We start from the raw sequence: 23,781 nt of genomic DNA on the forward strand, positions 1-23,781 counted from the left end.
AAGCTAATATCAAAAAGCAGGATCAAGGGGGTGTAAACCAGACTTTCAGCCGGGCCGATCCGGACAATCCCGGCCACATTGCTTCAAACAGGCAATAGCAGTTCAAATACCAGCAAATGGCCGGACCCGTATGCTACAGGCAAGACCTTAGCGCTTAATTACTTTCCGCTGCGGATCAGGGACAGGAACCCGGCCCGGGTTGTTTCATTTTGAAACCGGCCCGAATAATGCGCCGTAACGGTGCTGCTTTGAATATCTTTAATGCCACGCGCAGCCACGCAGAGATGTGTGGCCTCCACCATAACGGCTACATCGTTATGCTGTAATACGGCTTTCAGCCCATCAGCGATCTGAACGGTCAGCCGCTCCTGTACCTGCGGCCGCCGGGCATAATACTGTACCAGCCGGTTGATCTTTGACAGCCCTATTACCCGGGTGCCGGGGATATAGGCTACATGCACTTTTCCGATGATGGGTACAAAATGATGCTCACAACAGGAGTAAAGGGTTATATCCTTTTCAACAAGCATCCGGTCGTACCCGTACCGGTTCTCAAAAAGACTGATCTCCGGTTTACTGGTGGGGTTCAGCCCGCTGAACAGCTCCTTTACATACATTTTTGCCACCCGTCCCGGGGTCTTATTCAGGCTGTCATCATTAAGATCCAGCCCCAGCACATGCATAATACGGCCAAAATGGTATGCAATCTCATCGATCTTTTCCTGGTCGCTTTGTTCAAATGCATCTTCGCGGAGCGGCGGGTTCAAAAGAAGATCACCCGGCTCCTGATGCAACAGTCCGTTAACAGGATCATTCTCCATTACAGCAATTTTATCTTTTCCATTACCCGGTGTACGATCGCATCGCAATAGATGAGGTTGAACTCAAAGATCTCCGAAGGGGCATACATTTTTTCGATCTCATTCCGCAGCATCGTCTTTGCCCGGTTCAAACGTACTTTCACATTCGCCTCTGTGATCTCCAGCAAACCGGCGGTTTCCGATACGTTCAACCCGTTCATTTCCCGGAGGGAGAATACGATACGGTAATCGAATGGCAACCTGCCGAGCGCGTCCTCAATAACCCGCCCCAACTCGTTGTTCTGGACCATTTTTCCTGTATCATTATCGAAGCCTGTAAACATAGGTGCTGAATTGTCATTTATATCTTTTGCTATCTCATTTTTAAAAGCAGCTTTTCTTCTTTTCCTGTAACAGTGGTTCATCATGATCCGGATGAGCCAGGTTTTAAAATCCGAACGTCCTTCAAATTGTTCCAGGCTTTTATAAGCATCCACGAAGGTATCCTGCATCAGATCCTGTGTATCCTCATGATTATAGTTATAGGACCTGCCCGTTTTATATAAACCGGGGTTATACCGGCGGATAAGGATCTCGTAGAGTGCGGTTTCCCCTTCCAGGATCCGTTGAATCAGTTCTGTTTCTTTCAGGAGTTCGAATGAGGTCATCGTTTTATGCAGCAAGTTTGGATAATTTTGCCATAGAAAAAGCTGCTATGGCCATTACAAGATCGCGGACCGCCACATCAACGTATTGAAAGCCGGCCAGCAACGTTAATGCAATGGCCGTAAGCCAGGCCGCAACAATATATCCGCCCAGGGCAGCCTTCCGCCACACAATAATACCGGCAATGATTTCAATAACCCCCACGATCATCATAAACGTTGATGCCGGGAACGGCAGCAACCGGGCAAGGGAGGGATTCAGATATAATTCCCAGTTCGTAAGCAGGTTCGTGAACTTATCGAGTCCGGCAACAATGGGTACAATCCCGAATGTGGCCCTCAGCAGGGTGAAGATCCCCTTCAGTTGCTGCTGCAGATTATTCGTTTCCATTTTTTCTTTTTTTAATGACTGTTACTTTATTAGAGTACCCAACCATCAAAAAGGTTACAAATGCTGTCCGTTTATACCGGTTGCCCAAAGGTGAGCAGATTATTATCAGGGTCCAGTAAAGAAAATTCCTTTTGTCCCCATGGTTTTACCTGCAGGGATCCCGCCGGGTGAATGCGCACCTTCCTGTTCAGCAGGTCCTGGTACAGGGCCTCAATGTTGTCAGAACGGAGGTATACCTGGCCGTAGTTTTCAGCCGGCTCCAGCTCTTTAAATTCAAAGAAATGTATCTGGACAGCGTCTCTTTGCACCATCAGGTATCCTTCATAATCTGCGCTTCCAAACTCGGAGAACCCCAATTGCTGAATATAGAAATTCCGGGTTGTTATTTTATCCCGCATGGGCAGCTTCGGATGAATGTTGGTAAGCATATGGATCTTCTTTCCCTAAATATAACACGAATCCGGCAAAATCGGACCGGGCTACGTTTCCCGTCTGGTTTCGGTCACAACCGGGATACGGCCCCTACCGTGAAGAACTGCCGCATCAGCAGCCCCCCGCAGAGCAAGCCGGAGCCTGGGAAAGGAAAAACTCCGGCAGCAAAAAGAGATTTGCCGAACACATGCCGGAAGACTGTTTACAGGGGTTCCGCCGGGAGCATATATTTTGGGAGCTATTTTCCAGGATTGGTCAAAAACTCGCCGGTGTTATCGTATTTTTACCCCTATGAGCAACGAATTAACTGAATCAAAATCTTTGCCGGTACTGGATAGTGAAGAGATCCGTGTGCTGGGTGCCCTTATGGAAAAATCCAAGGCAACCCCGGAGTATTACCCCATGACCCTGAATGGTCTGACGGCAGCCTGTAATCAGAAAACGGCCCGTTACCCGGTAGTAAATTATGATGAGCAAACCGTTACCCTGATCCTGGACCGGTTAAAGCGGAAAAACCTGGCGGCAACCGTTACCGGTGGCAGTAGCCGTGTTATAAAATATCGGCATACCATTGCGCTCAATTACCAGTTTACACCGGACGAACTGGCCGTACTGTGCCTGCTTTTCCTGAGGGGCCCGCTCACTCCGGGTGAGATCAACAGCAGCTCCGGAAGGCTGTATGAATTTGATGACCTGGCGGAAGTACAATCGGTACTGGAAAAATTATCGACGGCCGCTACGCCCTATATACAGCAGCTTTCCCGGCAACCCGGGCAAAAAGAAGCCCGCTACATGCACTTATTTGCGCATGAAGACGTGCTGGAATCCTATGTTACTGAAGCAGCCACTCCGGCACCGGCATCCACCGGCAGTCATATCGAAGAACGCCTGCAGGTGGTGGAGCAGGAACTGGCCGCATTAAAAGAGGCATTTGAGAAATTGATGAAGGAATGGACGGGGTAAGCAACCGCGGTTAAAGTGCCGGATCCGGTCCCCCGGGGTTAAAGGAAGGAATCCTTTTCTATATTGCAGCGGCCCTTACAGTTTTTCGCCAAGGGGCGCATAAAACCTTCCGGTAGGCAACATCAGTTCGTATTGCCCGCCAACAGGCAACTTCTTTATTTCAATAGCCGTATCTGTAATAGGGCTACCTGTTATCTGTGCCCGTTTCCAGTCGCGCAACGCAGCACAGATCAGCTTACCGGCGCCACCGGTGATGCTGTCTGCCAGGACCGTTAAGGCGCCCGCTTCAAACAACCCGGCTCTTTTTGCCCGGTACACTTTCACCGCTCCATGGGCCCGTTTTACGGAGGCGATCTGTTTATCACCGGCTAAAAACTCATCGGCAATTTCTATAGCCTCATCAAAGGCAGAGCCTTTCACGCCCCGCAGGTCCAGCGTAAGCCGGCTCATCCCTGCGGACCTGGCGGCTTCCAGCTTTCTTGCAAAAGCCGCATACGTGCCTTTGGAAAGAGACGACAATTTAATATAAGCAGTTCCGGCCCCGGCTGTAACCATTATTACCTCCGGCGCACTACGGTCGGTTCCGGAAGATGGCCCGGTTATAACAGAAGCGCCATTGAGCTGCGAGAGGATCCCCCGAAGCGCGATCCGCTCAAGCCCCTGCACATCTGCTGTATCAGCATAATGTTTGCTGATGATCTGCAAAACATCACCTGCGGTGGTTGCCGCATGACGGTTCAAATGCAGGTTGTACCCGATACCCGCTCCCAAAAGCAAGGCCAGGAGAAAAAGCAGCGGATAGTTATAACGACGACTCATGGTATTGCATAACTTTCCCGGAAAGTTAGCAAATTCTGACCAGGTACCCGTATCCATGTGCGGACAACAGCTGCAAAGTGCGCAAAAGATGATTGCAGCGCCCTACAGCGCAAGGCGCCGGATAACCATCTGCGTTTACTGCCCGCTCCCAGATCTGCGCGGATCTCTTCCCTTGATATTGCACAGGGATCACCGGTAATGAATGCAGCGTTGATGCGCTACATTACCCGCAGCAGGAAAAGCACCGGCAGCAATTCATTACATCAAATAATCAATTCAATGCAGCCGGGGTCATTCGTTTTTTAAAGCCCTGATAGTTTTGTGCTCTAAAACAATTCAACATGTATAAACTAATTTTATTTACGCTGATGGCTTTTTCAAGCTTATTGGGTGCCTGCGAAAAAGACAAGACCAACACCCCCGACGCCTATGGAGACGGGCCTAAAACACCTGTCCCTGCTGTATTACAGGGCGGCTGGATGTTTGGCAATTTTTCTACCACAGAATACTGGGATCGAAACCCATCCGAGTATATCGGTAACGGCTTTGAATTAGCCATTGCGTTTAAATTCAACGCCAACGGAACTTATGAACAATACTTCACTTCTAAAACAGTTTCAGGGGGTATTGCGACCTATCACCAGTCATTTACAAAAGGAACGGTAGAAATAAACGAAGCCAATAAGACCCTGATCACCCATGCACATTCGGCACACTATAAGCAAACCAAAAACGGGCAGACCACGGAGAACCGGGACCTGACAGACAAAGAGATCACCAGAACAACGCAATACACTTATGAGCCGGCAACGGAGCCCAATGGCACCAAGGTCATCCGCCTTAAAATGAACGGCACTGCCGACGCCCTTTCGTTCCTGTTAAAATTTTAATTACAGGCTTTGGGATTTGTTCGGGGTTTAAGGGTCAACGTTTCATACCCGATCATACCCTCTCATTTTCAAATCTTCAAATGCTCAAATCTGACAGCTGATAACTCACCGCTAACAGCTATCATAAAATCACAATCAATGAAAAGAATTTCTATTTCCCCACGCTTCCGGATCCTGCTGTTACTGCTGGGCTTTATCATCCTTATTGCGGCATCCTGTAAAAAAATGAACCTGAATCCCGGAACCGGAGATGAGGATCCTTATATTCCTGAAGCGGATAACAACAACGGGCAAATAACGCCGGCGGGAGAAGTACTGGAAACAGCGGTTACCGTTACCATTGGGGCCTCCGGCGGAGCTCTGCAATCTGCCGACGGCCGGCTGCGCATTACGGTGCCCGCAGGCGCTGTTACCACAGACAGGGTCTTCAGTATCCAGCGGATCACCAATACCAATATTGCGGGTACCGGTGCGGCTTACCGCCTGCAGCCGCACGGTGTTCCATTTGCAAAACCGGTAACGCTATCGTTTGCCTATGATACACTGGTTTATGAAGGCACAGTACCGGAAGCCGTAGGTATTGCCTACCAGGATGAAAAAGGCATCTGGTGGGGACAGGGGGCTGTAAAAGATGCAACAGCAAAAACACTATCCGTTAGCACCACTCATTTCAGCGACTGGAGCCTGTTTGAGGCATTCACGCTCTACCCGGCATCAGGCGCTGTAAACCTGGCGCAAACACTGAACCTGAATGTATACAATAACATGTCGGATGAACTTGCAGTGCCTCCCGTTCCTGGTACGCTCCGCCCTATCGGGCCGCAACAGGATGTAACCGCACAGTATATTAAAGAGTGGAAACTGGGCGGCGCCGGCACGCTGACACCGATCGGTTCAGAAGCCGTTTATACAGCACCCGCAAGCATGCCGGCACGTAACCCGGTGGCCGTTTCTGTAGCGTTGAAGGGGCCGGATGCAACACAATACCTATTGGTATCCAATATTTATATCGGCCCCGAAGGGGTAACCTTTCGCATTGATAACGGTCCCTGGCTACACGGTACTATTCCCCTGGGTGTTGTACTGGCGCAGGGCATACACAACCTGGATGCCGCCGTTGTATCTTCCGGCAACAATGGTCCGGCGGATGCCGCCTTTAGTTTAAAATGGCGAGGGTATCCATCTGGTGGTCATCTCAACTGGGGCGATTCCATACCCTGGTTCCTTTACCAGCCACCGGGTAATACGGCCTACCAGCAGTTTATTGTGGCCGGCAAGGTCATTACACCCAGTGCAGGGGGCATTGATTTCAGCAGATATACGGAGACCCCGGGAGGTATAATTACAGGCAGCTTCACCCTGGAAAGAGCCGGAAAACGTGTGTTAACCGGTACCAGCGCCACCTGGACACCCGTTAAAATAGAAGGCTATTTCCGCACAAAACGGGTGGCGCCATTGTAAGTAACGCAGGATTCCAGAGCGCTTCCCTGGCCGGTAACCGGATTACTATGGATCACCCGGACGCTGTTTTAACGTATATAACGGATAATAACGGCTTCCAGCAAACGGAGGTATCCATCAAAGGCTGTTGTCAATCCTCCGGGACCAGGCCGCCAACGCATTAAAAAAATCCGGTCATATCTGGAATAAGCCGGTCAAGGATCCCGATAACACAACCCCCGGGGCTTTTGCGGCGCATCCATATTGCAGGTCCTCAAGTTATCCTTTTATGGTAACTTTGTGGTTCATAACGATGTGGCCAAAGAATTTGTCATCTTGAAACGCAGCTGATAAAATCATGCAACAAGCCTTAAACAAAACCATACTCCTGGTGCTGCTCTTTTCCACGTTGGCGCCCGGAGCACAGCCAGCCATTGATCTGAGCGGCCTTAAGAAAAACGGTGCAAGGGTGCATACCGACAAAAGCTATATTACCATTCAGTGGCCGGCGGGGAAATCCGGTATGGTAAAAATGATCCTGGACCGCGACCCCGCACGCCCCCTCTTCCACAGCATTCAGGCAGGTAGTGCCAACAGGTTTACAGAAGTAGTGAAGGAACTGGACCCTGTCTTTATCCTGCGGGAAGGCAAAAGAACCCTGAGCCCTTCCAGCGGCGGCTGGGATGTTTTTTTTGACAAAGTACCTACCCGGCCCTATATCACGGGTTTAATGACCTTCAGCAATCGCAACGGTTCGGTATCCAGCGATGGTTCGCGGACCATTGTAAAGATCGGAACACTAAAAGCGGCTTCCTTTTCCGGCCATTTAGAGATCACCCTTTACAATGGAAGTCCGTTGTTTAATATTGCCGCGGTGATTTCCACAGCAAAGGATTCAACCGCCATTTTATATGACGCCGGGCTGGTTCATAAAAAGGATACCTGGAAAACCATTGCCTGGGCCGATGTAAATGACCGGATGCAATACCGGGAAACCGGCATGCAGGACACCGCGCAAAACCTGGAAGTAAAATACCGGGCCATTATTGGCCACACGGCTACCGGCAGCTGTGCTGTATTTCCTGCACCACATCAGTATTTTTATCCGCTTGATGAAGCCTTCAATTTAAAATTTACCTGGCAGGGCCGCAACTATTTAAACATGGTACCGGGTTTCGGGATCGGTATCCGGCAGGATCCGCTGGGAGACCGGCGTTATGTACCCTGGTTTAATGCGCCGCCCGGCACTTTTCAGCGGCTGAACTTTTTTTGCCTGGTAAGCACAGACTCGCCCGCAGCTACGCTGGATGCCGTAAAGAGGTTTACCAACAACGATCATTTTGTAGCCCTGCCCGGCTATAAAACAATGGCCAGCCATTTTCACAACGAGTTCATAACACAGGTGGCTTTGAGCGGAAAGCCGGTTCCTGAAAAACCGGAATTTAAAACAGTATTAAAAGGCGCCGGGATCGATATTGTAAAGCTGGCCGAATTTCATGGTGTCGGTCATCCCAGGGGGCCGGATTCCGTCCGGCTGAAGGAGCTGCAGGCATTGTTTGCTCAAACAAAGCGGCTTTCAGATACCGGTTTCCTGCTGTTGCCGGGTGAAGAGGTCAATAATTTCTATGGTGGTCATTGGCTGGCATTGTTCCCCAAACCGGTGTACTGGGTCATGTCAAAAAAAACAGGTACGCCTTTTCTTTCCAAAGATCCGTTATATGGTAATGTATACCATGTAGGCAGTAAAGAAGAAATGCTCCGGCTGCTGGAACAGGAGCAGGGTCTTGCCTGGGTAGCCCATGCCCGTACAAAAGCGTCAACGGGTTACCCGGATCAATACCGCGAAGCTGACTTTTTTAAATCAGATACCTACCTGGGCGCTGCCTGGAAGGCCATACCCGCCGATCTTTCATGGGCTACCCTCAGCAAACGGGTGCTCCATCTTATGGATGATATGGCTAACTGGGGATTGAAAAAATACGTTCTGGGCGAGTCTGACATTTTTACCATTACCCGGCAAAACGAAATGTATGCACATCTGAACGTTAATTACCTTCAACTAAAAAAACTTCCCCGGTATGATGAGGGCTGGCAGCCTGTTCTGGATGTATTGCGCAACGGGCGCTTTTTTGTATCCACCGGGGAGGTGCTCATCCCGGCATTTAACATTAACGGAAAGCAAGCCGGTGATACGTTAAAAACAGCGGCATCGGGTAAGGCAACAATTACCATCCAGCTAAGCTGGACCTTCCCGCTCCGGCACGCGGAAATCGTTTCAGGGGATGGGAAGCAGGTTTTCCGCACTTCCATTCCTTTAAACCAAACCCTGCCCTTTGGTAAACAAACCTTCCGCTGGCCGGTACAGCTTGGCAACCGGAAATGGGTGCGCGTGGAAGTGTGGGATGTTGCCGCCAACGGCGCCTTTACGCAGCCGGTATGGTTGCAGCAGGACAAAGCACCTGCGCATGGCCGGCCGGTACAATAATTCCAACGCTCCGCGTCTAAAGCAGATCACTACCTGTTCGTTTGACGAATGACCCGGAAGAGATTCTTAAACGTTGCAATATTGGCAGCAGCGCCGGTTGAATACGGCTGCCGGCCATAGTAGGCCCGGATAAATTCCCCGGTACTGATCCAGGTGGTTTCAAGTACGCCCTGCATGCGGCCTGCAAGCGTTTGCGCAAACTCCGCCCGGGTACCGTCTTTACGGGCTGCATAGATCTGTTCCAGCTGGGCCAGCGCCGAAGCAGTATCCGCACAGGCGCTCGCCAGCACATCAAAACCTTTAACAGCAAAATAGGCAGGTGTGGGCGGTGCATTTTCATATTTCCAATCGGTGATCATGATATCTTTCGGTATCCTATCAATGGCGCGGTGTGTATTATTCATACTGGCCTGCCAGCCCAGCAGGTTGGTGATTTTACCATCGATCAGGCGATCGCTCCACATCCACATGCGACACTTTTTTTCCTGCAGGCGGGCATGTAACTTCCGGATGTATTCGGCAAGGATCTCAGCTTTATCCCGGCCGCCGCAGCGGGGGCATTTTTCATACCCAATGATCCAGGCTTCATCCAGCCCCACATGAAAATCCGAAGCGCCACACACTTCGATCAGCTCATCCATCAGCGGAAAGATCACCTTTAACAGATCCGGGTGTGCCGGGCAAAGGCTTTTATGATAAAAGTCGTACCAGTTCCCATACTTCCAGGGTTGGGGAGGATTGAGGTCCGGCGACTCATCAAACTGCGGATATTTTGCCAGCAAGGGCAACAGTTCGGTTTGTTCCGACTGATGCCCCAGCAGGTTCATCATGGGTACCAGCCGGATACGGGCCGCTTTACAGGCAAGGGCGATCTGCTGCATTTCGGCTTTTGACAAAGCCCCGGTTGCAGCCAGTTCCGGGTGCGATTCAAACTGGTACCACCATTCAATGCGCAGTGCCAATGTGTTCACCCCTTCCTTTGGCAATGCCTCTTTTATAAAACGGCACAATGCCTCCACATCCGCCCGCTGCGGTACGCTGAGCATCAGCCCCCTTACAGGCAGCTCCTTCCAGGGAAAATCTTTATACCCCTGCGCAGCCGCCCGGCAACCTGAAAACAGGCCTGCACTCAACATGCAGGCCATCAATAATAAACGTCTTCTTTTTTTCATCATCATCCTTACTCGGTTATGATCTTCCGGACCCGCTGGTTATTGCGGTCCAGTACATAGACCACACCATTTTTATCAACCGTCACACCCGTGGGTGCATAGAACAGGGCGGCGCTGCCCGTACCATCGGCAAAGCCGGCGGTGCTGCCACCGATATAGGTACTCACCTCCCAGGTACCTGCGGCAATACGGCGGATGCATTGGTTGCTGTTGCTGCCCGATCCGTCCCAGGTACCGTTGCCGGCTATATAGAGGTTATTGCTCCTGTCTGCCGTAATAGCCCAGGGCATATCAAATTTTGCAGCGGCGCCTATGCCGTTCACCAGGCCGGTTACATCCGGCTGACCGGCGATCAGGGTTGGCTCCCAGGTGTCGGCATTCAGTTTCCAGATCACGGATTTCCCGTGTTCTACCACATACAGGTTCCCCTGGCTATCCACCGTCACATCCGAAGGATAGGTAAACCCTGTAGCAATATCCTTTGTGCTGCCATCAGGCCTTACCTGTACAATAGCACCGGAAGAAGTATTGGCATAATATACCATACCATTGCGTTTGTCAATACCCAGTCCCCAGGCCTCGCCCCAGCATACCCGCGAAGTGGTTCCGTCGGGCGTTATCCGGCGCACCGTCCAGGCTTCCGGATCTGACACGTAGAGGTTGCCCGTAGTTGGATCTGTAACCACATCAAACGGCAGGTAGAACTCAGCTTCCTCACCCTTACCCTCCTTATATCCATAGTTCCCATTGCCCGCAACAGTGGTAACCGTTCCATCCGGCGTAATCTTCCGCACACGCCGGTTGCCTGGATCTGCTACAAAAAGATTTCCGTCTGCATCCACATCCAGCCCGCAGCGTGCATTAAAATTAAACGACGCCAGCCGGCCGGTTCCATCGGCAAAACCGGCCGTACCGGTACCCGCCAGGGTAGACACCACTGAAGAAGGCAGGTAGTTAAAATCGGCTTTACTGGCTACAGAGCGGCCATTGATAGTAACCTCTATTTTTCCACTGCCGGCTTTTTGTGGAATTACGATCAGGATGCGGTCTTCTACCGTGCCCTCCACATATGCCTTTACGCCGTTTACCGTTACGCTTACCTCACTCACATTTTTACTAAAGTTGGTACCATAAAGCAGCACCTCCGTACCGGCACCGCCGGATGCCGGGGTAAACTGGTCTACGGTAATGGGTGCACTCCCATTGTGTTCAAAGCTTGTATCTTTTTTACAGGCGGTGGCCATCAGGATCATGCACACCACCAGGCCTTTTATAATCGGTTTCATATCTATCATTTTTGGTTCAAATAAGTGTTACCAGCCAGGGTTCTGTTTAAATTCCGGGTTACGTCCGCTCACCTTGTCGATCTCCCCCTGGGGTATGGGCAGCCAGTAATTTTTACCGGCATCGAATACCCGTTTTTCCAGTACCGGGTAGGTATAGGTAATATTTCCCGAACCGCTTACCCCCACCCCATGCACTTCTTTATTATCGGTTACTGCTGCAATCTTCCAGCGGCGCACATCCCAGAAGCGGTGATCTTCCAATGCCAGTTCGATCCTGCGCTCATGCCGGATCGCTTCGCGTAACGCATCTGTTGCGCTGCCGGCATAATCGGGCATGCCCGCCCGGTGGCGTACCGCGTTGAGCGCACTGCGGCTTTCCAGGGCAGCGCCGCCGGCCTCATTGAGCGCCTCGGCATAGTTCAGGTACAGCTCTGCCGTACGCATCAGCACCCATTTACGATCGGCAGCACCGGTATTGGTAAACAGGTTCACCGACTCCAGCAGGTATTTACGGGGCCAGTAATTGGAAGAGATCTGCCCGGACCGGGGTACATCGGCCCCGTTCGGATCCAGGGTGCGGCCTTTCCAGGCAGCACCGGGATACAGGATGGTTGCATAAAAGCGGGGATCCCGGCCATCATAAGGTTTTTGCGGGTTGTACCCGGAAGCCACATCTTTAACAGATAGGCCGGTCTGTTTCATTTCATAGTCATCTACCAGTTCCTGCAGCGGGTTGATATTGCCATAGCCGTTAGAGCCCCTCGGGTTCATTTCCTGGTCGATGCCGCCATCGCGGTAGGCACCGGGGGCCGGACGGCTCCAGATCACTTCCCTGTTAAGGTACTGGGTAAAGATCTCGCCATAGTTGCTGTGCAGGGTATACCCATTGTTCAATGCAGAATCCAGGGCCACTTTGCCTGCCTGCGCAGCCTGCGTCCAGCGGCTGCGGTCGTTGGCAGGGTTAAACAGCGGACTGGCATAAAACAGCAATACCCGGCTGCGCAGGGCCAGCACCACCATTTTTGAAACACGGCCCCAGTTGGCCGGGCGCTCTGCATAGGTAAGCGGCAACAGGTTTTCGGCCTCCTGCAGGTCTTTAAGAATACTGGCCGTAACCTCATCGATCGTGTTGCGTTTATAAAAGATATCGTTGGGGTTATCAAAAGGATTCTGCTCCTTCAGAATCAGCGGTACCCCACCCCAGCGGATCATCAGTTCAAAGTAATAGAAGGCACGCAGCGCCAGCGCTTCCCCGCGCAGCCGGTTACGGCGTTCGGGGTAGTTTACATCCTCCGGCACCAGTTCAAAATTTCCGAGGAAGATATTGCAGGCCCGTATTTTGGCATAAAAGCCGCTCCACTGGTCGGCCAGCGGAAAATTGGAAGGGCTCATGGCTCCTGTATTGAAATTGCCGGCATCCGGGTAGGAAACAGAATTATCCGCCGCCTGGTTGGTTTCGTCGGTGGCGCTGCTCAGCATCCACGGGGATGCGGGTTTAAAAATATTGGGCAGATTGTCGTAGATCACATTTACAAACTTCTCCGCGTTTTCAATATTGCTGAATACCTCTTTGCCGGTGATCAGATCACTGGGTTTGCGATCCAGGTAGTTCTTGCTGCAGGCTTCCGCCAGCAGCAGCACCATACACAAAAAGATGGTTTTTACGAATATCATTTTCATCTGCGTATTTTTTATTGCTTTTGGTCAGTTGGAATGTTGCATAAGAAAAATATTCATTTTCATACCCGAACAGAACGAATCGTTTCCTGTGCTCCATTTCATTGTTATCAATTTACCAGGGATTAAAAGTTGATGGTAATGCCCGCATTATAGATGCGCATAATAGGATAAGGCTGCCAGCCCCAGCGGCCGCCGGTGTTCGACTCCGGGTCAATGCCCAGGTCCTTTACATTATCCCAGGAAATCAGGTTCAGCCCGTTCAGGTAAATACGGGCCGTTTTGATCCCCACATGGTGCAGCCAGTAGCGGGGCAGCTGGTAGCCTACCTCCAGGTTCTTCAGTTTTACATAATCCGTTTTGCGCACCCAGTAGGTAGAGCTGATAAAGTTATTGGCCATATTGCTTTCCGACAGGTGCAGGGCCGGGAAGGTAGCATTGGCAGCATTTTCCGGCGTCCAGCGGTTAAGGTGGATGGGGCGGTAACTGCCCCGGTAATTAAAGATCAGCTGGGAGGAATACATCTGCCGGCCGCCCAGCGCGCCCTGGAACAGTACGCTGATGTCGAAGCCTTTATAATTAACCCCGAAGCTGGCCCCGAAATAACTGGTGGGTACATTGAGCATGGGGATCATTACCCGGTCGGCCTCGTTGATTATATTATTGCCATCGATATCTTTATACCGGATATCGCCGGGAATGACCGGGGCAAAATTCTGCACCGGGCTATGGGCGATCTCATCCTGGCTCTGGAACAGGCCCTCGGCAATATACCCCAGGTCGTGCCCGATAGGGAGCCCTACAATGCTCTGGTAAGGATAGGCCAGTTTGGGCTCATCCATTTCCAGTATCTTATTTTTTACATACTGGTAATTGAGCTTTGCAAAAGTGCCCAGGCCGCCGATGCGTGTATTCAGGTTGGCCTCTACTTCAAAACCCCTGTTTACGATGCGCCCCAGGTTACGGTTCAGCGCTGCGGTGATGCCCAGGTAAGAAGGAATGGACCCGGCATAGGTAAGAATGTCGGTACGCATTTCGCGAAACAGATCGGCATTGATCTTCAGCCGGTCTTTAAAAAAGCCGGTCTCAATCCCCAGGTTGGTTTTGGCTGCCTTTTCCCAGGTGATGGCCGTATTCCCGATCCGGTTCTCTACATAACCATCGTTGCCGCTGCCGGGGTTACCAAAGGTAAAGCCGCCGCCCCGGGCATAATCGGAAATATACAGCCAGCGTCCGCTTCCCACCATATCATTACCCACATAACCATGGGAAAAACGCATCTTCAGAAAACTGAGGGCACCGCCGCTATGCATGAACGGTTCGTTACTGATCATCCAGGCGCCGGACAGCGCGGGGAAAAACCCGTAGCGTTTGCCGGGAGGAAAATTCTCTGAGCCATTGTAGCCCGCATTAAATTCCAGGTAATATTTTTTATCGTAGTTATATGCCAGGCGGCCCACATAGCCCTGGTACACACGGGGCAGGTCGCCCAGCTGCGAGCGGTAGTTGCGGTTGAACAGCAGCAGACTGCTCCAGCTGTGTTTTCCAAAATCGCGGTCGTATAGCAGCTTGAGATCATAGTAATAATAACGCTGCCCGCTGGCATAGCCCGACCGTTGCAGACTGGTGGCAATGCGGTGCTGGGTATAGGTGCCGGTACCCGTTCCGGGTATGCTTTTATAACGATAGGAATCAAAGCCCTGGTCCAGCGCAAAATTGATATCGCCGTAATTCTCGAAGGTAAACAGTCCTTTTACTTTCAGTCCCGGGGTAATGAAGTCCAGCTTGCGCGATAACGCCACACTTCCGTTGGTACTATGCCAGTACGCATCCAGGTAACCATTGTGGGTCAGGATGCCGTAGGGGTTGGAAAAATCTTCCCGCATATTGCCCGAGGCGATGCTGCCATTGGGGTTTAATACCGGGGTAAGGTTATTGGTCATCTGCGACAGCAATACCCAGAAGAACTCAAAATTTGACCGGTCCTGTGAGGGGGTGGTGCGGTTCTCCAGTCTTGAAGCCAGGTCTACCTGCAGGTCGGTATGCTTATCAAGCGTTACATCTACGTTGGAACGGAAGTTAAAGCGGTCGTATTTATATTTTACCCCATAGGCATTTTCATTTGCCCGGTTGTACAGGGGTTCCTGCCGCAGGTAAGAGCCCGATACAAAGTATTTTACGTAGGGCGATCCGCCGCTGATATTGATATTGGCCGTTTTTTGCGGCGACCGGTCGCGTATAAGCTCTTTATACCAGTCTACGTCCGGGTAATCATAAGGCTTCAGGCCGGTGCGGAAATACTCCAGCTCCTGCTCCGTCCAAACCGGCAGCAGGCCATCATTGCGGGCTGCCTCGTTCTGCAATTTGCCGGTTTCATACGAGTTCAGGAAGCGTGGAAAGTTGGTTGGCTGCTGCTGGGCATATTGAAAGTTGGCCTGTATGTTGGGGGGGCCATTGATCCCGCGCCTTGTGGTAACCAGGATGATGCCATTGGCCCCCTGGATACCATAAAGCGCTGTGGAAGAAGCATCCTTAAGAATGGATACCGATTCAATTTCATTGGCATCCAGCTGGCCCAGGTTGGCATCGCCCCGGGGCAGTCCGTCTATAACGATCAGCGGGTTGGTAGCACCAATAGTGCTGATGCCCCGGATGAACAGCTGGGAATAATCATCGCCGGGGCGGCCGGACCGTTGTACCGTGATCAACCCCGGTAACCGCCCTGCCAGCGCATTGGTAAGGTTGGCCACGGGGCTTTGTTTCAGTTCTTTTGTCTGGATACTGGCCACGGCACCGGTAACACTTTGCCGGGTTTGCTTCTGCCCGTAGGCCATTACCACCACCTCGCCCATGGCAGTTTCGGCCAGTTGCAGCACGATGGCCAGGGGCTGCGATGCCTCTACCCGGAGCTCCTGCGCCAGGTAGCCTATTGCAGATACCCGGATGGTTGCCGGCAGCCTCTTAACGCTTAGCCGGAACTGTCCTTCCAGATCCGTCATGGCAGAGCCACCGTCACCATTGAGCACCTGTACTGTTACATTGGGCAGGCCCTTTTGCAGGGAATCTGTTACCCGGCCGCTGATCTCGCTCCGGGCCGGGGTTGCGGCCGGGGCCACTACCGGCGCGGACCCGGCAGGTTTCTTCTTGATGATCACCATCCTGTTCTTCAGCTGGTAGGTAAGCGGCAGGCCACTGAGCAGTTCCTTTAAAGCCGCATCCAGCAACAGGCCCCGGATATCTGCCTCGGCCACTTTCAGGCCGCGCACATCCTCTACCCGGTAAATAAAATCGGCATTGCTCTGCTTCTGTAATGTGTAAAACACTTCAGCAAGTGGCAGGTTCCGGCCTTTTAACGTTACCGTTTGTGCATTGCCGGGTTTATATACCAGCAGCAGCATCCACATCCATACCACCGGGAGTCCCCGGAAAACAATCGTTGGCGCCCATCGTCTGCGCCCCATTTTTCTTATACGCATTTTTTATCGTTGGTTTATGAATAAGCAAACGTATCCCTCTTGCCATTGCTGGCAATTTTTTTGACTGGCCCGGTATCAGCAGCGTATCGCCCGCCTGCTAGTCCGTTATCAGCAATGTTCTTCCCTTTATACTGTAGTTGAAATGTTCAAACTCCTTCAAATAATCAAGCAATTCCTGCAAGCCTTTCGAGCGGGTATAGCGTACCCAGAACGCCTGCCCGCTCAGGCGGGCCTGTATGCGCACATCCACATCATACCACCGGCCAATAGGCTGCAGCATCTGCCGCAGGCTCATATTATCAAACAAAAAATAACCGTTTACCCAGGCCAGGGCCTGCTCCGCATTCACTGCTCTTACCTTTATAGCCGCGTCCTGCTGCAGGGATGCTTCCTGGTTGGGCCGCAGCAGCCGTTTTTCCGCGGCATTGGCCACTTCTACCGCGCCTTCTGCCAGGGTGATCTTTGCTCCCGGATCCTCTGCATAGGCCTGTACGTTAAACCGGGTTCCCTTTACCGTTACATCACCCGTTGGCAATTTCACCACAAAGGGGCGTGCTGCATTTTTAGTTACTTCAAAATAAGCTTCCCCCTTCAGTTCCACATGCCGTTCCTTTTCATTAAATGCCATCGGGTAGGTAAGCGCCGACTCCGCGTTCAGCCAAACCTTTGTGCCATCCGGCAATACAATGCGGTATTGCCCGCCCCGGGGTGTTTGCAGAGTGGCAAAGGAAGCACTACCCCTGGCCGCCAATGTTTGCCCGTCTTCATACTGCATTCCACCGGTATCTACAAGGATCCCGGTTTTCTTTTCGCTCAGCGCCAGGCTTTTACCGGTAGAAAGGAGCAGGGTGGCCCTGTTCCCTCCGGGAGCAATCCCCTCCAGCTTTACAGCCACCGGCAGATTATTTGGCTGGCGGTACGCGCGTATTAAAAAGAACCCGCTCAATACGATCAGCACCACCGAAGCAGCCACTGCTACCCTTTTCAGGTGTAGCCTGCGTGGCGCACGGATCCGCTGCATCAGCTGGCGGTGCGCCTTGCCTGCATCGAACCCCGGAACCGGGCCAGCATCGGCATCCGTCACCGGCCGGTCAAAATGCCGGGAGATCAGCTCCTGCAGTTCCGCATCGCCCTCGCCGGTTTCAAAATAGCTCAGCAGCAACTCCGCCTCTTCGCGGGAGCAGTTGCCCCGGAGGAACCGTTGATAGAGTTGTTCGATTTCCGCGTTCAATACGATCCGTTTATTATATATTCAATTGAAAAGAAAAAAGTCTATGCTCGTCTGAAAAAAAATTTCCGGCAGGGCAGCCGTGCTTACTCGCACCAGAGGGTTACCAGCAGCAGACAAAGCGGGGGAATGGTTTTATAGTTGGTGAGCTCCTGGCGGATGGTGCGCATCGATTTGGCCATATGATCCTTGATAGTGCCCAGCGAAACATCGGTTTCCCGGGCCGCTTCCTCATAGGTTTTCCCTTCCATTTTTATGAGCAGGAATACTTTTTTACGCTGGGGCGGCAGTTTATCAATGATGGTGTTGAGGATGGTGCTGGTTTCCAGAAAGCTCATATGCTCCCCTACAGGGTCGTAGTCAGCCGTGGCAGAGCGCACCAGCAATTGCTTATAGCGTTCCTCCCGGATGGCCTTCCGGTAAAAATTAATGGTCGTACTTTTGGCCATGCGGAACAGCACCGCCTGTACGGGCACTTCGTTGCTGATGGCATGGCGGTTTTGCCAAAGCTGCAGAAACACTTCCTGCACCAGTTCCTCGCAATGCTCGTGTACCTTTACCAGGCCCTGTATCCGCCGGTATACAATTGAAGCATAGCGGAAGTAAAGCCGGGAAAAGGCGGTGTGATCGCCTTCTTTTAATTGCACAAGTAGCTCCGAATCTGGCAAATTCATCATTGATAATTGGAATCACTGGGGTAAAGATAATTATTTCCGCCTAACAGGTACAAATATCGGAAAATCCTTAAAACAGGGCGGCGGGTATCTACTGCCGGCCCCGAACGCCCTTTAAAAGGGCCCCAGGTAAGGCGGCAAAAAAAAGAGCATTTGAACCCCGAAGGTTAAAATACTGCCACACAAAGCTAAAAAATGAGCACCTGTCTTAGAGAAAGGCCTGTATATTTGTAGTAGAATAGATTAGACCAGACCTATTCTTAAACAAACGATTTCTTGCTTATTCAACAAAAACGATTGTAATGAAAACAAATTCCGCATACCCTTTCGACAGCACCTGATGCAGCTGCTATCCTTCCGGTAAGACAATGATTTTTTAGTTATAAACCCAAAACACATGATGAAACCTTGTTTTTATACGGGGAGGGCTTTTTTTTGCCCTGCTCCCGCCAAACGATTGCCGGCCCTGCTGCTGCTGTGGCTGCTGCTGTTCACTGCATCTCCCTCCCTGTTTGCCCAGCAACAACGGCATATACAGGGAACGGTAACCGATGACAAAGGCATGCCCCTGGGCAATGTATCCCTTTCGGAGAAAGGCACATCGCATGGCACCCTAAGCCTGGGCGACGGCCATTTTGAAATCACCATTTCCGGGCCCAGTGCCATCCTTATTGCCACGTACACCGGCTTTCAGCCAACGGAAACAGCCGTGGGCAGCCAAACCTCGCTTTCGATCGTGTTGCAGCCTTCCAACCGGTCTTTAGATGAAGTGGTGGTAGTGGGTTACGGCTCTCAGAAAAAAGCTACTTTAACCGGCGCTGTGGCTACGGTAAAAGGTACCGCGCTTGTGCAAAGCAGCTCCGCCAACGTAGCCAATGCCATTGCCGGCCGTATACCCGGTGTTATTGCCAATAACCGCTCCGGCCGCCCGGGTGATGACGGGTCCTCGCTCTTCATCAGGGGATTTAACTCTTTTGGAGGCGGCACCAGCCCGCTGATCGTGATCGACGGGGTACCCGACAGGGATTTCAGCCGCCTTAACCCCAATGATATAGAAAGCATCACCGTGCTGAAAGACGCATCCGCAGCTATTTATGGCGTACGCGCGGCCAACGGAGCCATACTGGTAACCACCAAACGCGGAAAAACCGGTAAGCCCACCATTCAGTATGATGGCAACTATGGCATTCAGCAATTAACCCGGCTTCCTAAAATCGTGAACGCCTGGGAATACATGACCTATTACAACGAGATCAACCCGGGTACCTATCAGCAGGCTGAGATCGATAAGTACAAAGCGGGTAATGATCCCAATTATACCAGCACCGACTGGATCCATGAAGTATTCCGGAAAAGCGCGCCGCAAAGCACCCATTCCCTTTCTGTAAGCGGCGGTACGGATAATGTAAAATACTATTTCTCCGGCCAGCTGGTGGATCAGTCGAGCAATTTCAGGAACAGCATCGAGCATTACCGGCAGTATAATTTCCGTTCCAATATTGACGCCCGTATTTCAAAGAACCTGAAGGTAAACCTGGATGTGGCCGGCCGGCTGGAAGACCGTACCTATCCTACCTGGAGTGTAGGAAGCATTTTGCATGAAACCCGCTCTATGTATCCGTTTATACCCACGTACTGGCCCAATGGTTCGCCCAGTGCGGGTGTTACGGCCGGGCGTAACCCGGTGATCCTGGTTACCGGTGCGCCCGGGTACGATAAGATCAAAAACTATGTACTGACCCCACTGGCGGGATTTGAATGGAAACTGCCGTTTATTACCGAGGGGTTATCGCTGAGCGGTTATGCCTCTTATGATGTGAACCTGCGGCACGAAAAAATATTCACCAAGCCCTGGGATGCCTATTCCTATAATAAGACCACGGATGTTTATTCCAATGTACGCACCAGCACGGCCATATCCAGCGTTACACAAAACGAAGGCATGTACAATGGCAGCACCCGCTTTATCAAGCTGGCATATGACCACCAGTTTGGCCGCCATAACATCAATGCCTTTGCCGGCTATGAGGCCACCAGCACGACCAACTGGGGTACTTACGCCTACCGGAAAAACCTGTTGAGCGATCAGATCGACCAGATCTTTACCGGTGCCGCCGAAGGACAGGTGGCTACGGGATCTGCTGCGCAGGATGGCCGTGCCAGCTACCTGGGCCGGCTGGCCTATGATTACAGCAATAAATACATAGCCGAAGTAACCATGCGCTACAATGGGTCCTTCAACTTTCCCGAGAACAAACGCTGGGGGCTGTTCCCCTCCGTTTCTGCCGGGTGGCGTATTTCGGAAGAATCCTTTTTCAGGAATAATATCTCCTTTATTGATCAGTTGAAACTGCAGGCATCCTGGGGCATCCTGGGTAGTGATGCCGTTGACCAGTACCTCTTTCTTACAAGGTACCAGTTAATCACCAATACCAGTTATCAAACCTATTTTGGAGACTACGGGCTGGCCAATGCCCTGTACCTCTCCAGTACTCCAAACCCCGGTATTACCTGGGAAAAGCAGGATACCCGCAACATCGGGTTCGACATGACACTGCTGAACAGCAAACTTAACATCACTGCTGATTATTTCCGCTACCTGCGCAGCGATATTCTTGCGGCCCGGAATGCCTCCATTCCGTTGTATACCGGCATGAGCCTGCCCAGTGAAAATATCGGCAAATCCCTAAACCGGGGATTTGACTTCTCCATCGGGTATAACGACGCCGCGGGCGATCTTAAATACGCCATCGGCCTCAACGGAACCTTTGCAAAAAGCAAGGTGATCTTCAGCGACGAGGCAGCCACCGTTCCGGAATGGCAAAAATTCGAAGGCCATCCGATCAACTCCTGGCTGCTGTTTGCCAGTGATGGTATTTACCGTACACAGGATGAAATTGATCACTCCATACACGTGCCCGGAGCCAGGGTTGGCGAGATCCGCATCCAGGATACCAATGGCGATGGTTCCATCACTTTCGACGATGCGGTACGCACCTACGAGTCGGCCGTTCCGCAAATCGTATACGGATGTACCCTCGGCCTGAACTATAAAGGCGTTGGATTAAACGTCCTGCTCTCCGGCCAGGCACAGGCCAAACAGCTGATCAACTCGCAGATGCAGGGATCGCTGATTGCACCTCCCCAATGGCTCTATGATGGCCGCTGGACGCCGGACAACACGAACAGTATCTATCCCCGGGCCTTTAACGATAACAGCACCAATGCCTATTACTATAACAATTCCAATTTCTGGCTGATGAATGCTGCATTCCTGCGCCTGAAAACACTGGAATTATCGTACAGCATTCCCCCGCAGGTGTATGCCCGACTCGGCCTTTCTGCCGTACGTGTATATGCAGCTGGTTATAACCTGCTTTCTTTTGACCACCTCAAAAAGTATGGTGTGGACCCTGAAACGAACAATACCACCGGCGTTAATTACCCACAATCAAGGATCATCCGGTTTGGAGTGAGTATTGGATTGTAAATTTTAAAAATCAGTATATGAAATCAAAAATAATAATTGCCATCAGCATTCTTTGGACCGGTACATTCCTGTCCTCCTGCTCAAAGGTGCTGGACAAAGCACCGCTGGACTCTTATACCGATGAGTCTGTGTGGAAAGATCTGAAGCTGGCAGAAGCCTACGCCAACAATATTTATAATGTGCTGCCCACCTTTACGGTTGACTGGGGAAGCTCACTGAACAGAAGTGTGGTCTTGTCATCTGCCTGTGATGAAGGCTTCACAAAGTTTGGCGATGGCTATACCTGTGGCGCCCGGAACGTGCTGAACAAGGGGTTGCTTTCCCCGGACAATGCCGGCAGTTTTGATATCTGGTCCAAAAATTACGGCCAGATCCAGAACGCCAATATTTTCCTTTCGAAGATCGATGATGTGCCCGGCGAGGAAGCGTATCGCAACCGCATAAAAGGAGAAGTCACCTTCCTGCGGGCTTATGCCTATTTTCAGCTGATCAGCGACTATGGCGGCGTACCATTGATTACGCAACCCTTCAACCTGAATTCCGATTTCAAAGCAACGCGGAGCAGCTTTGACGAATGCGTAAAATTCGTGAGCGATGAACTGGACAAAGCCGCTGCTTTACTGGCCAGTACCACGGCGCAGAGAGGCCGCGCTTCCACTCCGCTGGCCCTTGCCATCAAATCCAGGTTACTGTTATATGCCGCAAGCCCGTTGTGGAACCCCACCGGTGACCCGGCAAAATGGACGGCCGCATCTGCTGCTGCCAAAGCTGTGATCGACCTGCCCGGATTCAGCCTCTTCACCGGCAATTATGCCGATCTGTTCACCACATCCAACTCCGAGCTGATCGGCGTGCACCTGTCCGGTTACAAAGGTGAATGGGATCCTTTTAACGGCCTGGAAATGATGTGCTTTCCCAACGGCTATCATGGCTGGGCGGCCTTTGCTCCCACACAGGACCTGGTAGATGCCTTTGGAACGGCGGATGGCAAATATATTACAGACCCTGCTTCCGGGTATGATCCGCAAAAGCCCTATGTAAACCGCGACCGCCGTTTTTATGCCGATATCATCTTTGACGGCCGGCTTACCGGTAACCCGGCGTTCTTCTCAGACCGTACCACTACGGCAGCCCAGTTTTATGAAGGCGGCTATGACTCTGACCAGGGCTTTGATGCCTGGAACAATAGCTTAACCCGCTATGCATTCCGGAAGTATATGGACACTACGTTTAATTTCAACGCTACTACCCAAACCAATAAATTCTGGATCCTGGCCCGTTTAGGCGAGATCTATCTTAACTATGCAGAAGCCGAATTTCATTTAGGTCATGAGGACGTTGCCCGCGATTACCTGCAGCGCATAAGGGTAAGGGCCGGCATTACCGCACCACTTACAGAGACCGGTGCTGCCCTTGAAGCCCGTATCCGCAACGAACGGCAGGTAGAGCTGGCTTTTGAAGGGCACCGGTATTATGATGTACGTCGCTGGAAAATAGCAGAGACAACAGAAAATAAACCCGTGCGCCAGGTGATCATTACCCGAAATGCCACTACGGGTGCAAAGACTTACCAGTATAAGGATATAGAGCCCCGGAGCTTTGATAAAACCCGGCACTACCTGATGCCCATTCCCAGAACAGAGATTAAAAGAACCGGTTTACAGCAGAACCCGGGCTATAACTAGTGTTATGTTAAGCATAAAAAGGTGTACTATAGTTGCGACAGAAACGCGGAAGCATAGAAAAGAACTCAGTGATTCTGTGTATTCAGTGGCGGCAAAACAGACTTAACATCACACTAGTGTTACGACAATTTAATTTAGAAACATTGTTTATATTTGTGTTGAACAACCCCATTATTATGTCAACACAAGTAAAGTTAAGCGCAAAGGA

At 51.5% G+C, this 23,781-nt stretch carries 17 protein-coding genes; 6 read left to right on the forward strand and 11 right to left on the reverse strand.

Features of this window, described 5'->3' with window-relative positions:
* Positions 1–158 precede the first annotated feature (158 nt).
* The 4 genes from folE to BLS44_RS22770 all read right to left on the reverse strand — a co-directional run bounded on the left by folE (position 159) and on the right by BLS44_RS22770 (position 2,284).
* Positions 159–821 carry a GTP cyclohydrolase I FolE gene (gene folE, locus BLS44_RS22755; protein ID WP_090392763.1) on the reverse strand — a complete coding sequence of 221 codons (663 nt, stop codon included), beginning with the start codon at positions 819–821 and terminating at the stop codon, positions 159–161.
* Complete coding sequence (locus BLS44_RS22760) at positions 821–1,468, reverse strand: sigma-70 family RNA polymerase sigma factor (protein WP_090392765.1); 648 nt, start codon at positions 1,466–1,468, stop codon at positions 821–823. Before BLS44_RS22760 ends, folE begins: the two co-directional genes overlap by 1 nt.
* 4 nt (positions 1,469–1,472) lie before the next feature.
* Positions 1,473–1,856, reverse strand: coding sequence for a hypothetical protein (locus tag BLS44_RS22765; protein ID WP_090392767.1), 384 nt, complete (start codon positions 1,854–1,856; stop codon positions 1,473–1,475).
* 71 nt (positions 1,857–1,927) lie between these two features.
* Complete coding sequence (locus tag BLS44_RS22770; protein WP_090392769.1) at positions 1,928–2,284, reverse strand: bleomycin resistance protein; 357 nt, start codon at positions 2,282–2,284, stop codon at positions 1,928–1,930.
* A gap of 295 nt (positions 2,285–2,579) precedes the next feature.
* Here BLS44_RS22770 and BLS44_RS22780 point away from each other — a divergent pair, with 295 nt between their 5' ends.
* Positions 2,580–3,251 carry a YceH family protein gene (locus BLS44_RS22780; protein ID WP_090392773.1) on the forward strand — a complete coding sequence of 224 codons (672 nt, stop codon included), beginning with the start codon at positions 2,580–2,582 and terminating at the stop codon, positions 3,249–3,251.
* Positions 3,252–3,326: 75 nt separating this feature from the next.
* On the opposite strand, the gene BLS44_RS22785 is transcribed toward BLS44_RS22780, so the two are convergent.
* Positions 3,327–4,070, reverse strand: a complete 744-nt coding sequence (locus BLS44_RS22785; protein ID WP_176954522.1) for a S41 family peptidase — start codon at positions 4,068–4,070, stop codon at positions 3,327–3,329.
* A 341-nt stretch (positions 4,071–4,411) separates the two neighbouring features.
* On the opposite strand from BLS44_RS22785, the gene BLS44_RS22795 reads away from it, so the two are divergent.
* The 3 genes from BLS44_RS22795 (at position 4,412) to BLS44_RS22805 (ending at position 8,885) form a co-directional block, all read left to right on the forward strand.
* Positions 4,412–4,960, forward strand: coding sequence for a hypothetical protein (locus BLS44_RS22795; protein ID WP_090392779.1), 549 nt, complete (start codon positions 4,412–4,414; stop codon positions 4,958–4,960).
* 138 nt (positions 4,961–5,098) lie between these two features.
* Positions 5,099–6,421, forward strand: coding sequence for a hypothetical protein (locus BLS44_RS22800; protein ID WP_090392782.1), 1,323 nt, complete (start codon positions 5,099–5,101; stop codon positions 6,419–6,421).
* Positions 6,422–6,758: 337 nt separating this feature from the next.
* On the forward strand, positions 6,759–8,885 hold the full coding sequence (locus BLS44_RS22805; RefSeq protein WP_090392783.1) for a CehA/McbA family metallohydrolase domain-containing protein: 2,127 nt from the start codon (positions 6,759–6,761) through the stop codon (positions 8,883–8,885).
* 29 nt (positions 8,886–8,914) lie between these two features.
* Here BLS44_RS22805 and BLS44_RS22810 read toward each other — a convergent pair whose 3' ends face one another.
* The 6 genes from BLS44_RS22810 to BLS44_RS22835 all read right to left on the reverse strand — a co-directional run bounded on the left by BLS44_RS22810 (position 8,915) and on the right by BLS44_RS22835 (position 18,401).
* Positions 8,915–10,063 carry a family 20 glycosylhydrolase gene (locus BLS44_RS22810; protein ID WP_090392785.1) on the reverse strand — a complete coding sequence of 383 codons (1,149 nt, stop codon included), beginning with the start codon at positions 10,061–10,063 and terminating at the stop codon, positions 8,915–8,917.
* A 2-nt stretch (positions 10,064–10,065) separates the two neighbouring features.
* Positions 10,066–11,343: an IPT/TIG domain-containing protein gene (locus BLS44_RS22815; RefSeq protein WP_176954523.1), complete on the reverse strand. Its 1,278-nt coding sequence runs from the start codon at positions 11,341–11,343 to the stop codon at positions 10,066–10,068.
* 27 nt (positions 11,344–11,370) lie between these two features.
* Positions 11,371–13,023: a RagB/SusD family nutrient uptake outer membrane protein gene (locus BLS44_RS22820; RefSeq protein ID WP_090392787.1), complete on the reverse strand. Its 1,653-nt coding sequence runs from the start codon at positions 13,021–13,023 to the stop codon at positions 11,371–11,373.
* Positions 13,024–13,145: 122 nt separating this feature from the next.
* The gene (locus tag BLS44_RS22825) at positions 13,146–16,496 is read right to left on the reverse strand and encodes a TonB-dependent receptor (protein ID WP_090392789.1); all 3,351 of its coding nucleotides are present in this window, start codon (positions 16,494–16,496) and stop codon (positions 13,146–13,148) included.
* Between the two features lie 97 nt (positions 16,497–16,593).
* Entirely contained in the window at positions 16,594–17,727 is a 1,134-nt protein-coding gene (locus BLS44_RS22830) for a FecR domain-containing protein (RefSeq protein ID WP_090392791.1), read from the reverse strand.
* An 83-nt stretch (positions 17,728–17,810) separates the two neighbouring features.
* Positions 17,811–18,401, reverse strand: a complete 591-nt coding sequence (locus BLS44_RS22835) for an RNA polymerase sigma factor (RefSeq protein WP_090392793.1) — start codon at positions 18,399–18,401, stop codon at positions 17,811–17,813.
* Between the two features lie 394 nt (positions 18,402–18,795).
* Here BLS44_RS22835 and BLS44_RS22840 point away from each other — a divergent pair, with 394 nt between their 5' ends.
* Positions 18,796–21,888 carry a SusC/RagA family TonB-linked outer membrane protein gene (locus BLS44_RS22840; protein ID WP_090392795.1) on the forward strand — a complete coding sequence of 1,031 codons (3,093 nt, stop codon included), beginning with the start codon at positions 18,796–18,798 and terminating at the stop codon, positions 21,886–21,888.
* Positions 21,889–21,905: 17 nt separating this feature from the next.
* The gene (locus tag BLS44_RS22845) at positions 21,906–23,573 is read left to right on the forward strand and encodes a RagB/SusD family nutrient uptake outer membrane protein (protein WP_090392797.1); all 1,668 of its coding nucleotides are present in this window, start codon (positions 21,906–21,908) and stop codon (positions 23,571–23,573) included.
* Positions 23,574–23,781 lie beyond the last annotated feature (208 nt).

The sequence above is a fragment of the Niabella drilacis genome, from assembly GCF_900101395.1.
GTDB lineage: Bacteria > Bacteroidota > Bacteroidia > Chitinophagales > Chitinophagaceae > Niabella > Niabella drilacis.